Raw genomic sequence first — 13,294 nt, 5'->3', positions numbered from 1 at the left:
AGCTTATAATTGTTTCGCATTTAAAAGAAAAAATTCACTTCTATCATCGCCAGAATCGTTGATGATGAAGATTCCCCTAAGCTTAATTGGTTTTTCGGTAATGGAGACCGCTTTTAACATCTTTACCTGTACCATTGATGGGATATCGCCCGTACCACAATATGGGCAGGAGGCAATGGGTACAATAGAGAGCATAAATTCGCTGAATTTCGAACCCACCTTTGTTGGGATGATGTAACCGGGCAGTTCAATTATCTTATTGTTTAACGCTTTTAATGCTGGCGGAAAAACACTCCCCCATTTTCGTGGCGCAATTTCGGCATCGTACCTTAGCCCGATTAAATTCCAGGTTGGCGTGCGCATGTCGGTATGTACCTTCACCTGCGCAGCCAATTCCCGGAAACCTAAACATAAAAAAACTAAAAAAACCAATTTCTTCATTACTTAACGGTCTTTCGTTAATGTTGCAGCAATATCAACTTTGTAAATCTGCATAGCCGGAATAAGCGAAGCCAAAGCGCCGATAAACAGTCCGATCCAGATCAGATATATTTCTTGTGCAAAGGCAGTAAGTCCTGTTAATTTTGCCTGCGAAGTTTCCTGATAAATTCCGATTAGCTCCAGGGCTACATGCCCGATGAACAATCCCAAAAAGGTGCCGATGAAGGTTACCAAAACCCCTTCAAATATGACCAGAAAAAATAGCTTAAATTTTGATGCCCCTAAACAACGCATAATGGCCAGGTCGTATTTTCGTTCTTTCATCGCATTATAAAGGCTGATAAAAATGCTCAGTGCTGCGACCCCCATAATAAAAATGGCAAACCATTTCAGGGTATCAATACCGACACCAATTAATGAAAACAATCTTGCACTTTCCATTGCCGGAGAGGCAGCCTGCATATGGGTACTCTGATTAACCATACGGGGAAAAAGAATAACCGACATCGGTGATTTATACTGGATCAACAATGCAGTAATCTGTTTATCGTTAATCTCTTTGGCTTCTGTTGTCGGCGCGTGGTGGCTTTCCCCATGTTTTTCTTCATGCATTTTGTATACACTGCCAATATTGGTCAGGATGAGATTATCGGTAATATTTCCCTGGGGTTTTAATATACCTTTTACCACATAGGCATGCTGCTTATGAATATCGTCACTGCCCGTTAACCCATGGGCACCGAAAAAAGAATCGCCAATCCTCAGTTTGGCGTCTGAAGCTACCGTACTGCCAATCGTTACCTCTAAATCCTTTCTCCAAAAACTTCCCTTCTGTACAGCCAAGCCATAAAGATTAATAAAAGAGGTATCGGTACCCACAATACGGTATCCATTGTAATTATCACCCAATGCCAATGGAACGGCTCGTTTAACCATGGGGTTACGTGCCAGCTGAGCAGCCTCTTTAGCCGGAATATTACCGGTTGGATAGTCAATATGGTAAATACTGCTCAATATCAGCTGCAATGGACTTCCCTTTGCACCAACTACAAGATCAATGTCCTTCGCATTTTCTTCGAGTTTATGGCCAATCTGGTTCGATGCAAGAAAAAGAATAGATAAGATGCCAACCCCAAAAGCAACCAAAATAATGTTCAGGATGGTCGTCAGTTTATTTCTGACCAGATTTTTACCGCTGATTTTTAAAATATTCATTAGAGTAGATAAGTTTTACCAATATGGTCACGAACTCGCTGATCGTGCGTAGCGATAATCAGTGCAGCACCATTATCTTTAGCCTGGCTGGTCAGCATTTTCACTACCTGTACCGCATTATCATCATCCAGGCTTGATGTGGGTTCGTCAGCAATCAGTAAATCAGGCTTGTTTACCAGACCCCTTGCTACCGAAACACGTTGTAGTTGCCCCTGGCTCAACTCATCAGGATAGCGCTTTGCCTGGTCTTCAATACCAAGATCATGTAAAAGCTGCAGGTTCCTTTCCCGATCAACAGGGAGGCCAGCCATGACCGCAGCAAGCTCGAGGTTATCCAGTACGTGAAGGGACCGGATGAGGTGCGGACGCTGAAAAATAATGCCAATATGTCTCCCTCTGAAGCGATCCATATTTCTAGCTGTTAACGCATATAAGTCTGTATCATTGATCAGAATTTTACCAGCTGTAGGCTTTAGCAAACCGGAAATGATGTTGAGCAAGGTACTCTTGCCACTGCCTGACGCGCCCAGTAAAAGCCATTGATCCATATCTGCAATTTCCCAATCCGGAAATTTTATTCGTCTTCCCTGTTCATAAACATGAGACAATGATTTGATGTTAATCATGATGCAGCTTTTTTTGCATTTTTTTTACGACGATATTTTTGATCGCATAACGCCTGTAAATCGCCATGCCATCATCTGTGCCATGCCTGCAGGCGGGGTTCAACATAGCTATAAACAGTAAAGCCGGAACAAAAATGATTTTATAATTTTTAGACATACCAGGATAAGGATATTTTCAGTGTTGATGATCAATCGGACAGGATTTTAACATTTTCAGGTTAATAAAATGCGCTACAGCAATGGTTAAGCCACCCAACGGGATCAAAACGGGCTCCAACATTTCAATCCCCGAAAAATGCCCCATGGCAATACAGGCAAAGCCGGCAATAAGCACCAAAATTGGTAAAATGCGGCGATGTTGTTTCCGGTAAGCCGAACTAAGACTCCATATACCGATAACCAGAGAAACTGCTACCATTGCAATTTCAACAGCCTCATTGGCCAGAAACTCCATACCCCACATGGGCAATACGGTAATTAAAAAAGGTAATGCAGCACAATGTATAGCACAAAGTGTGGAGGCTGTAATGCCTATCCGGTCGAGGTTGATTTTGTATAGCCGTTGTTTCATTCCAATAAATTTATGCTCAAATATAAAAGCAATTTAGTTGCATTTAAAATAATCAACATTATATTTGCAACATAATTGCATTAAAATGATAAAGAAATTACCTGTAACCGTATTGAGCGGTTTTCTTGGCAGTGGCAAAACCACACTGCTCAACGCCATATTAAAAAACAAGCAAGATTTAAAGGTGGCGGTTATTGTAAACGACATGAGTGAGGTAAACATTGATGCGGCCATGGTTAAAAATCAAAACAGCTTATCTAAAACTGATGAAAAACTGGTAGAGATGAGCAATGGCTGCATCTGCTGTACACTACGGGAAGACCTGATGATTGAAGTAGAAAAACTGGCAAAAGAAAACCGGTTCGATTACCTGTTAATAGAGAGTACCGGAATATCCGAACCTATTCCGGTAGCGCAAACCTTTTCATTTATAGATGAGGCTTCGGGCATTGATCTGAGCAGATTTAGCCGGTTAGATACCATGGTAACTGTTGTGGATGCTTATAATTTTTACAAAGATTTTGGCTCGGCCGATAAACTTGCCGACCGTAATATGGTTGATGATGTGGCAGACCGTCGTACCATTGTTAACCTGCTTACCGACCAGATTGAATTTGCCAATGTAATTTTATTGAACAAAACAGATCTGGTAAGCGAAACCGATCTTAAAGTATTAAAAGCATTAATTGCCAAACTTAACCCTGCAGCAAAGATTTATCAGACCCTTTTTGGAGAAATAGATCCGGCTTTAATCTTAAATACCGGCTTATTTGATTTTGAATCGGCATCAGAAGGCGCCGGATGGAAAAGAGAACTGGAAGAAATCCATCTGCCCGAAACGGAAGAATATGGGATAAGTTCGACCGTATTCCGCGCTAAAAAACCTTTTCATCCTGAAAGATTATGGCTCTATCTTAATAGGGAGTTTCCACAAAACATTATCCGTTCGAAAGGAATTTTCCATTTGGCAGCCATGCCCGAAAAGGCCATTAATTTCTCGCAAGCGGGTGGCTCGTTGCGTATTGATCTGGCTGGGGTTTGGTGGGCGAGTATGCCGCAGCACGAACGTGAACAATATACAGACTACCTGGAAAACAGAACCGAAATTGAGGTGGAATGGGATAATGATTTCGGAGATCGCAAAAACGAACTGGTTTTTATCGGACAGGAGATGGACAATGAAGAATTAAAAAAATCGCTGGAATATTGTCTTTTAACCGATACAGAAATTAAAATTTATAAAGCAGAAAACAGCTTTAAGAACCCTTTTGAGCGTATTTTGACTTAAAAGATAAAAATAAGTCGATAAAATAGTTAAAATGGTAGTTTTTTGATGATATTCTAATATTTTATTTTGCATAAATTTGATTTATCCAATCAAACTTATACTTATTATGAAATCTTCAGAAGAATTAACACTGGTTAAAACTCGCTTGTCATGTCCGAAGTGTAAGAATTTTGAAACTTATCGGATCCCCAGAGGTTTTATCTTTAAAACCCTTATGCCATGGATTTCTGCCAAACGGTACAAGTGTTATAAGTGCTTTAACAAGTTTTATGTATTTAATTAGCGTGAGTTAAGGGTGTTTTTTTGTATAGCAGTTATTTAAGATTTGCCTTTGCCATCGTGAACGCAGTGAAGGACCTTTTCGGACAGATATATAACTGACTACTATAACAACCAAAACAATGAAGTGATGTTGAGATCACCTCATCATCCGCTTTTCTTAATTCACGAGAAATATGAGTTTAACAGCGGCGGTTGTGGGAGACAATTTCCTTTTTGAATTTTAAATTCGAGCCCAGCGAACAGATCTATGATCTGTTTCATTGAGCCCGAAATATTATCCGGCAATTAAAAGAAAATAGTTTTTCTTCCCTTTTTGTACCACAATAAATTGATCATTGATCAGGTTTGCAGTATTAAAAACCTGCATTGCATCAACTATTTTTTCTTTATTTACGGAAACACCACCGCCTTGTATCAGTTTTTTCGTTTCGCCTTTAGAAGAGAAAACGGTCGCTTTTTCTGCAAGTAAGGTAGCCGCATCAATCCCGTTGGCCAATTCAGATTTCGAGATGTTAAATTGGGGAATACCCTCGAACATTTCCAATACCTGCTTTTCGGTTAAAGTTTTTAAAAATTCCAACGATCCATTGCCAAATAAAAACTCAGATGTTTTAATAGCCGTTTCTAAAGCTTCAACAGAGTGGGTTTTAACCGTAATATCTTCTGCTAAAGCTTTTTGCAGGATACGCAGATGCGGTGCAGCATCATGCTCCCTTTCCAGGGCTTCGATTTCTTCTTTATTTTTAAGCGTAAAAATACGGATCCATTTTTTCACATCATCATCTGATGCATTTAACCAAAATTGGTAGAATTTATAGGGAGAAGTTTTCTCCGGATCTAGCCAAACCGCACCGCTTTCGGTTTTACCAAATTTAGTTCCGTCTGCCTTTTTAATCAATTGTGTTGTTATGGCATAAGCTGTGCCGGCATCTTTTCTTCTGATCAGTTCGGTACCGGTAACAATATTCCCCCATTGATCGGATCCGCCCATCTGTACCAAACAGTTTTCGTTTTTCCACAAATGATAGAAATCATAACCCTGGATTAACTGATAACAGAATTCGGTAAAAGACAGACCTGAATCACCTTCCAAACGTCTTTTAACACTATCTTTTGCCATCATGTAGTTTACGGTGATGTGTTTACCTACATCCCTGATAAAGGTAAACAGGTTCATATCCTTAAACCAATCGGCATTGTTAACCATTACCGCACCGTTTCCACCTTCTTCAAATTTTAAGAATTTAGCCAATTGCTTTTTCATCCCCTTTAGGTTGTGTTCAATCATTTCAGGGGTCTGAAGATTACGTTCATCAGACTTGCCAGATGGATCGCCCACCATACCGGTAGCACCACCAACCAAAGCAAAGGGCTTGTGACCGGCATTTTGAAAATGGATCAGTGTCATGATCTGCGTTAAGTGACCAACGTGCAACGAATCTGCAGTAGGGTCAAAACCGATATAACCAGAGGTCATACCTTCGTTTAACTTTTCTTCAGTATCCGGCATAATATCATGCAGCATGCCACGCCATCTTAACTCTTCAACAAAATTCGTCATTGTACAAACACTTTAATAATGTGCGTGCAAAGATAAAATTTTAGCTTAGTTTAAAGCAAATTAGTTGGTTTTGTAAACGAGTTATCGCCAATGATTTTTACAACTTCCCTTACTTACCAATATTTTATTATCTGCTCTTTACAACCATACCAGAAAACATTACCTTGCAAGATGAACTTTTTATCCCATTATTATTTCGACCGGACAAATAGTGATGCCAACGTGGTAATGGGAACGGTTTTGCCCGATCTGGTTAAAAATGCAGTAAAAGAGGCAAATTTATATCCGCATAAAAATGAATTTCTGTTTAAAGGAAGTCCTGATGAAGAAAATCTGCTAATAGGTTGGAAAAGACATCTGGCTGTCGACCTGCTTTTTCATTCTTCTGATTTCTTCTTAGAAAAAACCACTGAACTTAAACAACTTGTTAAGCCTATTGTAGAAAATACAGCCGTTCGCCCGTCATTTCTTGCCCATATCGGTCTGGAGCTATTGTTAGATCATTTATTGGTTGAGCATAATTTAATTCAGGTAAACCATTTTTACGAAAAACTGAGTGCGGTAAAAAAAGAATCGTTAAGTGATTTTCTTGAACACTGTAAGCTAAAAAATCCTGAGGTATTTTTTAATTTTTTGGAAAAATTTGTCAGCAGCAAATACCTATTGAGTTACCAGAAACTAGAAAACATCAGTTATGCCCTGAACCGGATTTGTATGCGTTTATGGTCTAAAACACTCGATGAAAAGCAATTACAGCAGCTTACCTTTGAGTTAGAAATTTTCAAGGATGCGCTGAAGCAGGATTACATTGTTATATTTAAGGAGATTGAGAAAAAATTAGTTTAATCTTCTTAGAGAGCATAAGAAAAGCAGGTTCCGGCTGAAGTTCTTCGCACCCAGACTACGCAAAACACTAAGATATTTCTCTTGTTTGGCTTCTGTGTCTACATTATTCAACGCCATAATTCAGATACATTGATTAATGTAAAATACAAATCCAATGCTACAAATCAAAACGGGAAAATTTTTAAAAACCACTTGCTTTATACAAAAAGTAGCATATTAAGTTTAACAATTATTAAGATCGCAGACTTTCTTCGATCAATTTAAATAGTTAAATCTATAGATAAATCGGAGTATTCTACATATTTATTTCAGCTCATTTTAAAAACCCCTTTATCCTTTTTCTATATTTGTCTTATGTCGCTAACTGCAATAAAAGAAGAAATGGATGCCCTGGTGGCCGAATTAAACCAGCACAATTATAACTACTATGTGCTGGCGATGCCTACCATTGGTGATTATGAATTTGATAAAAAATTAAAGCACCTTGCCGAGCTCGAAAAAGCAAATCCTGATTTCGCTGATCCGAATTCACCAACCCAGCGCGTAGGTGGCGATATCACCAAAAATTTTGTCACTGTAAAACATAAATACCCCATGTTATCTTTGGGGAATACTTATAATGAGCAGGATCTCCGCGACTTTGACGAACGCATCCGTAAAGCCATTGGCGACAATTTTCAATATGTATGTGAGTTAAAGTTTGATGGCCTATCCATCAGTCTCACTTACGAAAATGGCAAACTTATGCGCGCCGTTACGCGCGGTGATGGCACAAAAGGCGATGACGTAACCAATAATGTAAAAACGATCCATACCATTCCGCATCAGATCAAATCTGCAGTAGCACCTGATCATTTCGAAATACGTGGGGAGATTTTTATGCACAAAGCGGCTTTTTTACGCTTAAATGCTTACCGGGAAGAACTTGGCGAAATCCCTTATGCAAATCCACGGAACTTTGCTTCAGGAACCATTAAGATGCAAGACAGCAAGGAAGTAGCCAAACGACCTTTGGATGGTTTTATCTACTTTTTGTATACAGATAAAAATGAATTTAAAACCCATTGGGAAAGCTTAAATGCTGTAAAAGAATGGGGTTTTCATGTTTGTGAGCATACCAAACTAGTTTCGGATATAGACGCTGTCCTGGAATTTATCCATTACTGGGAAAACGAACGTTTTAAATTGAGTTATGATATTGACGGTATCGTAATTAAGGTAAACAGTTATGCACAACAGCAGGAATTGGGTTTCACCTCCAAATCACCGCGTTGGGCCATTTCATACAAATATAAAGCAGCAGAGGTTGAAACGGTTCTGGAAAAAGTAACCTATCAGGTGGGCAGGACCGGAGCAGTTACACCAGTTGCCAATTTAAAACCTGTTTTATTGGCCGGAACTACCGTTAAACGGGCCACCTTGCACAATGCTAATGAGATAGACCGCTTAGATTTACATGAAGGTGATACGGTTTATGTTGAAAAGGGTGGCGAAATTATCCCGAAAATTATTAAGGTAAATCTGGAGAAACGGTTACCTGGATCAAAAAAGGTGCATTATCTTCATCATTGCCCTGAATGTGGAACGGAACTGATCAGAAAAGAAGGTGAAGCGGTACACTATTGCCCCAACGATGAAGGCTGTCCGCCGCAGATTGTCGGAAAAATCCAGCACTTTATTTCGCGAAAGGCCATGAATATTGATGGGCTTGGAGACGAAACGATCGAAACTTTTTACAGACATGGCCTCGTAAGGCACATCAGTGATTTATATACATTACACGAAAAATCAGACCAGCTTAAAACCTTAGACCGTTTCGGCGAACGTTCAATCGAAAATATGCTTAAAGGCATTGAAAAATCGAAAGAAATGCCTTTTGAAAAAGTGCTTTTTGGCTTGGGCATCCGTTATGTTGGCGAAACAGTTGCAAAAAAAACTGCTGCCGGAGTAAAAAATATCGACAATCTGGCAAAGGCTACTGTAGAGGAATTAATCGCCATAGACGAAATTGGACAGCGCATTGCGGAGAGTATTGTTGAGTATTTCGGAAAATCTGAACATTTACGGCAGGTAGAATTATTAAAATTGGCAGGATTGCAGTTTGAAATTGAAGAAAAAGTAATTACACTTGATAGTGACCGACTTATTGGAAAAACATTCGTAATTTCGGGCGTTTTTGAAAACTTTAGCCGCGATGAGCTTAAAGATATGATTGAGGCCAATGGAGGAAAGATGCTAAGCGGCATTTCGGGCAAATTGAATTATCTGGTAGCAGGCGACAATATGGGACCATCGAAACTGGAGAAAGCAAATAAACTCAACATTCCGATCATCAGCGATGCCGAGCTATTGGAAATGATAAAATAAATTGAGAGAAGGATGGATTGATGAATCATAGCAGCAGCAGGTATGCGATGATTCGCCAAAAAAATTCAACAATTATAAATTAAAATGAACAAATTTCAGGGTACTGGTGTAGCATTGGTTACACCTTTCAACACAGATGGATCAGTTGATTATAATGGCTTAAAAAACCTGATTAATCATTTGGTAGAAGGAGGAGTAGATTACCTCGTTTCTTTAGGTACAACCGGCGAAACCGCTACAATGACCAAGGAAGAGAAAAAGAAGGTGTGGGCTTATACTGCTGAAATTAACAATAACAGGTTACCATTGGTTGCCGGTATTGGAGGGAATAATACTTTAGCTGTAGCTGATGACATTAAATCGTTCAATGCCTCGGGTTATAGCGCAATTTTATCCGTTAGCCCTTACTACAACAAGCCTACCCAGGAAGGCATTTATCAGCATTATAAATATTTAGCCGAAATTTCGCCATTGGATTTAATCCTCTACAATGTTCCCGGTCGTACGATGAGTAATATGAGTCCGGAAACGACTTGCAGGTTGGCGCACGATTTTAAAAACATCATCGCAACGAAAGAAGCATCAGGAAGCTTTGATCAGTTTAACCAGATTATGAGGGATAAACCAGATGATTTTCTATTAATTTCTGGAGATGACCCGGTTACCTTACCCATGATTGCTTTAGGCGCTTCGGGGGTAATTTCCGTGATTGCAAATGCGGTTCCAAAACCTTTTACAGACATGGTTAATTTATGTTTGCAAGGCGATTTTAAAGCGGCCAATCCTTCCCACTTAAATTTGGTAGAGTTTACGCGTTTAGCCTTTGCAGAAGGAAATCCGGCAGGAATTAAAGCTGCTTTGAAACATTTAAATATTTGTGGGGATGCGGTGAGATTACCACTGGTAAAAGCATCATCATCTTTAGAACAATTAATTATTGCTGAACTTGATAAAATAATTCAAACGGCTTAATCGCGTGATTGAATAATAATAAAAAGGCTTCCAGATTGAAAATATGGAGGCCTTTTTCGCTTGGAAAGAATTATTTAAACAACATCGGCGTAAATGCTGATAAGTAATCCCGCCAGTTCGACCAGGTATGCCCACCCTCACTTTCCTTATAATCATATTTGAAGTTCATTCCATCAAGCTTTTTTCTAAAATCACTCACATTTTTATATAAGAAATCTGTTTTACCTATCGCAATCCAATATAAGTTGTAGCCATTTTTCTTTTGCGCTTCAAGTTTCGCATCCAAATCTTTGTATATAGGGCTTACTGCATTGGCAGGTGGCAATATCGCCGGAGAAAATAAACCGACATAACCAAAGGTTTTAGCATAATTGGCCGATATGTACAGGGAATGAAATCCTCCCATTGATAAACCTGCAATGGCCCGGTCATTCTGCGTTTTACCGGTACGATAGTTTTTCTCTGTAAAATCTATAATTTCTTTAAAATAGGATTCCATATCACCATTAAAAACATCAGGTGTCATCATAATCGGCTTATAGAGTCCTTTTGAAGATTCTCCCGGTGCAGCGGTGTTACTGGTGTGACCATTAGTCATCACCACAATCATCGGCCTGGCTTTGCCTGCAGCAATAAGGTTATCTAAGATCTGAGAAGCTCTGCCGAGTTGCATCCAGGCTTCTTCATCCCCTCCAACACCGTGTAACAGATATAAAACAGGATAATTCCCTTTCGATGCTTCATAACCTGGCGGCGTGTAAACAGTAAGTCTGCGACTGGTTTTAAGCCCATCGGACTGATACCAACGTCTTGCCACCGTTCCATGCGGTACATCTTTAACCATATATAAATCTGCTTTGCCATTTCCCACTAAAAACACATTTACAACAGATGATACATCTCTGATCAGGTAAACGTTGTTTGGATCCCGGATCCTCAAACCATCAACGATAAAACTGTAACTGTAAAGTTCCGAGTGCAAAACTGAAGAAGTATATGACCAAATACTATCAGTTCCCAATTTCATTTCCTGCGTGGGTGGAGTATTTGGCTTCGAAACCAAAAAATCACCCTGTATCTCTACCTTCCTTGCGTTTGGAGCTTTAAGCCTGAAAGTAAAAGTACCGTCAGGATTCGTTTGCGGCGATATGATTTCTTTCTGACGGCCAAAATTTAAATTTTCCTGGGCATACATGAATTGGGTGCAACCAAGCAGCATTAGTAGAATTAGTTTTTTCATGGTAAGAATAAGGTAATCGTGATGATTTAATTTTATCTGATAAAAACAATGGCCTCTTCGTATAAAGAGGCCATCTGATATCATATTTATTTAAAATTGCTTAAGCTTTATTTTTGGTTTCCTGAACTTCTAAACGGATGGCCTGGGCTAAGTTTTTCAGATCCTGCATACCTTTACGTACACGGGTTCCTGCCGCGCTGTTGCCTTTGTTATAAAATTTGTCTGCGTCAGCTTCCAAAGCTGCCACTAAACTTTTTACTTCTTCGAATTTTTTCATTTTTGATTACTCTTATGGTTCTTTAAAGTTTTAGATTTAATTATCTAATTTAAAGGGTTTAGCGAAATAAAAAAATTTTGAAACAACAAAAAAACAGCCTGCTAAACCGTTTTTTTCCACACCTATAGATTTATAAACATATAATTTTAAAAAACAAAATCAACAAATAACTGATACACAGTTATTTACAACAAAAACCCACAAAAAAAGCCCTTTAAACGTGTTTAAAGGGCTTTGTAAAATTTTCATTGATCTTAAGCAGTAGCGAAAAGATTCTCTTTATAATATCCGTTTGCTAACTTCTCCGCAACTTCGCTAAAAGCGTCCAAAGTACGTTGTACATCTTCCAGCGTGTGTACAGCCGTTGGGATTAAACGCAATTCGATCATACCTTTAGGAATTACCGGATACACTACAATTGAGCAGAAGATGCCATAGTTCTCACGTAGATCGAATGTAAGTGCTGTAGCATCAGAAAGTTCCCCTTTTAAGAAAACCGGTGTAACTACCGAATCGGTAACACCTAAATCGAAACCACGCTCTCGTAATCCTTTTTGAAGAACTGTGGCAATTTCCCAAAGTTTATCTTTTAACTCCGGACGGCTTTTCAATAACTCTAAACGTTTTAATAATCCAATTACCATTGGCATTGGCAAAGCTTTGGCAAAAGTTTGTGAACGCATGTTGTATCTCAGGAAATTAGTAATTTCTTCGGTAGATGCAACAAAAGCACCAATACCAGCCATTGATTTGGCAAAAGTACCGAAATATACATCAATCCCGTCAATACAATCCTGGGCTTCATGTGTACCCGCTCCTGTTTTGCCCATGGTACCGAAACCGTGTGCATCATCAACCAAAATACGGAATTCGAATTCCTTTTTAAGATCGACAATTTCCTTTAATTTTCCCTGTGCACCGCTCATACCAAAAACACCTTCGGTAATCAACAAAATACCGCCGCCAGATTCTTGCGTTAATTTCGTAGCGCGCTCTAACTGTTTGCGGGCACTTTCAATATCATTGTGTTTATATACGAAACGTTTACCCATGTGTAAGCGCAAACCATCAATAATACAGGCATGCGATTCGGCATCATAAACAATTACATCGTTACGATCAACCAGGGTATCAATAATCGATACCATCCCCTGGTAACCATAATTTAATAAAAATGCATCAGGTTTGCCAACAAAAGCGGCCAGTTCCTGTTCCAACTGCTCGTGAAACTTAGAATTGCCACTCATCATACGGGCCCCCATCGGATAAGCCATACCATATTGAGCTGCAGCTTCTTCATCTGCCTTTCTTACTTCCGGGTGATTGGCTAAACCTAAGTAGTTGTTTAAACTCCAAACCAAATGCTCTTTTCCTTTAAATTGCATATGCGGTGCAATTTCTCCCTCTAATTTTGGAAACGAGAAATACCCATGAGACCATTTCTGGTGTTGACCGATCGGGCCCATGTGTTTCGCTATTTTATCGAATATATCCAATGTATTACCTGTTTTTTTTATTATTAAATTTTGCGAATTTAAGCTTTATTCAGCTTAAAATCAACCTAATGATCTTTTTAAGTATCAGCTAAGACTTTTTAGTGTTCCAATT

The 13,294-nt window shown here is 39.1% G+C and carries 12 protein-coding genes; 4 read left to right on the top strand and 8 right to left on the bottom strand.

Translation table 11 applies throughout. From position 1 onward, the window contains the following. Positions 1-3: 3 nt before the first annotated feature. From ACK1I8_RS02015 to ACK1I8_RS02000, 4 genes are all read right to left on the bottom strand, one after another. Complete coding sequence (locus tag ACK1I8_RS02015) at positions 4-441, bottom strand: hypothetical protein (protein WP_412467700.1); 438 nt, start codon at positions 439-441, stop codon at positions 4-6. A 3-nt stretch (positions 442-444) separates the two neighbouring features. Continuing rightward, on the bottom strand, positions 445-1,656 hold the full coding sequence (locus tag ACK1I8_RS02010) for an ABC transporter permease (RefSeq protein ID WP_412467699.1): 1,212 nt from the start codon (positions 1,654-1,656) through the stop codon (positions 445-447). Next, a complete protein-coding gene (locus tag ACK1I8_RS02005; protein ID WP_412467698.1) occupies positions 1,656-2,282 on the bottom strand; it encodes an ABC transporter ATP-binding protein in 627 nt (208 codons plus the stop codon). The genes ACK1I8_RS02010 and ACK1I8_RS02005 overlap by 1 nt, the downstream gene beginning before the upstream one ends. Positions 2,283-2,457: 175 nt before the next feature. Continuing rightward, complete coding sequence (locus tag ACK1I8_RS02000) at positions 2,458-2,853, bottom strand: MerC domain-containing protein (RefSeq protein ID WP_412467697.1); 396 nt, start codon at positions 2,851-2,853, stop codon at positions 2,458-2,460. Positions 2,854-2,938: 85 nt separating this feature from the next. On the opposite strand from ACK1I8_RS02000, the gene ACK1I8_RS01995 reads away from it, so the two are divergent. Then, complete coding sequence (locus ACK1I8_RS01995; protein ID WP_412467696.1) at positions 2,939-4,141, top strand: GTP-binding protein; 1,203 nt, start codon at positions 2,939-2,941, stop codon at positions 4,139-4,141. 556 nt (positions 4,142-4,697) lie between these two features. On the opposite strand, the gene tyrS is transcribed toward ACK1I8_RS01995, so the two are convergent. Further along, positions 4,698-5,984: a tyrosine--tRNA ligase gene (tyrS, locus tag ACK1I8_RS01990; protein ID WP_412467695.1), complete on the bottom strand. Its 1,287-nt coding sequence runs from the start codon at positions 5,982-5,984 to the stop codon at positions 4,698-4,700. A 171-nt stretch (positions 5,985-6,155) separates the two neighbouring features. Between tyrS and ACK1I8_RS01985 the strand changes: the two genes are divergently transcribed. From ACK1I8_RS01985 to dapA, 3 genes are all read left to right on the top strand, one after another. Next, entirely contained in the window at positions 6,156-6,830 is a 675-nt protein-coding gene (locus ACK1I8_RS01985) for a hypothetical protein (protein WP_412467694.1), read from the top strand. A gap of 354 nt (positions 6,831-7,184) precedes the next feature. Then, positions 7,185-9,197: an NAD-dependent DNA ligase LigA gene (ligA, locus tag ACK1I8_RS01980; RefSeq protein ID WP_412467693.1), complete on the top strand. Its 2,013-nt coding sequence runs from the start codon at positions 7,185-7,187 to the stop codon at positions 9,195-9,197. An 84-nt stretch (positions 9,198-9,281) separates the two neighbouring features. Then, the gene (gene dapA / locus ACK1I8_RS01975) at positions 9,282-10,169 is read left to right on the top strand and encodes a 4-hydroxy-tetrahydrodipicolinate synthase (RefSeq protein ID WP_412467692.1); all 888 of its coding nucleotides are present in this window, start codon (positions 9,282-9,284) and stop codon (positions 10,167-10,169) included. A gap of 70 nt (positions 10,170-10,239) precedes the next feature. On the opposite strand, the gene ACK1I8_RS01970 is transcribed toward dapA, so the two are convergent. From ACK1I8_RS01970 to ACK1I8_RS01960, 3 genes are all read right to left on the bottom strand, one after another. Next, positions 10,240-11,409, bottom strand: coding sequence for an esterase (locus ACK1I8_RS01970; RefSeq protein WP_412467691.1), 1,170 nt, complete (start codon positions 11,407-11,409; stop codon positions 10,240-10,242). 100 nt (positions 11,410-11,509) lie between these two features. After that, positions 11,510-11,686 carry a histone H1 gene (locus ACK1I8_RS01965; protein ID WP_090982499.1) on the bottom strand — a complete coding sequence of 59 codons (177 nt, stop codon included), beginning with the start codon at positions 11,684-11,686 and terminating at the stop codon, positions 11,510-11,512. A 254-nt stretch (positions 11,687-11,940) separates the two neighbouring features. Then, positions 11,941-13,182 (bottom strand): aminotransferase class I/II-fold pyridoxal phosphate-dependent enzyme, encoded by a 1,242-nt coding sequence (locus ACK1I8_RS01960; protein WP_412467690.1) that lies wholly within the window; start codon positions 13,180-13,182, stop codon positions 11,941-11,943. Positions 13,183-13,294 lie beyond the last annotated feature (112 nt).

The sequence above is a fragment of the Pedobacter sp. KLB.chiD genome (genome assembly GCF_047040275.1).
Taxonomy (GTDB): domain Bacteria; phylum Bacteroidota; class Bacteroidia; order Sphingobacteriales; family Sphingobacteriaceae; genus Pedobacter.
The sequence above is the reverse complement of the archived record's forward strand: the minus strand, read 5'-3'. Positions and strand labels throughout refer to the sequence as shown.

Bases quoted from the DNA above. Each gene is read 5' to 3' on its own strand.
- ACK1I8_RS02005 (WP_412467698.1), bottom strand. From the start codon at position 2,282: ATGATTAACATCAAATCATTGTCTCATGTTTATGAACAGGGAAGACGA.
- ACK1I8_RS02015 (WP_412467700.1), bottom strand. From the start codon at position 441: ATGAAGAAATTGGTTTTTTTAGTTTTTTTATGTTTAGGTTTCCGGGAA.
- tyrS (WP_412467695.1), bottom strand. From the start codon at position 5,984: ATGACGAATTTTGTTGAAGAGTTAAGATGGCGTGGCATGCTGCATGAT.
- ACK1I8_RS01985 (WP_412467694.1), top strand. From the start codon at position 6,156: ATGAACTTTTTATCCCATTATTATTTCGACCGGACAAATAGTGATGCC.
- ACK1I8_RS01995 (WP_412467696.1), top strand. From the start codon at position 2,939: ATGATAAAGAAATTACCTGTAACCGTATTGAGCGGTTTTCTTGGCAGT.
- ACK1I8_RS02010 (WP_412467699.1), bottom strand. From the start codon at position 1,656: ATGAATATTTTAAAAATCAGCGGTAAAAATCTGGTCAGAAATAAACTG.
- ligA (WP_412467693.1), top strand. From the start codon at position 7,185: ATGTCGCTAACTGCAATAAAAGAAGAAATGGATGCCCTGGTGGCCGAA.
- ACK1I8_RS01970 (WP_412467691.1), bottom strand. From the start codon at position 11,409: ATGAAAAAACTAATTCTACTAATGCTGCTTGGTTGCACCCAATTCATG.
- dapA (WP_412467692.1), top strand. From the start codon at position 9,282: ATGAACAAATTTCAGGGTACTGGTGTAGCATTGGTTACACCTTTCAAC.
- ACK1I8_RS01965 (WP_090982499.1), bottom strand. From the start codon at position 11,686: ATGAAAAAATTCGAAGAAGTAAAAAGTTTAGTGGCAGCTTTGGAAGCT.
- ACK1I8_RS02000 (WP_412467697.1), bottom strand. From the start codon at position 2,853: ATGAAACAACGGCTATACAAAATCAACCTCGACCGGATAGGCATTACA.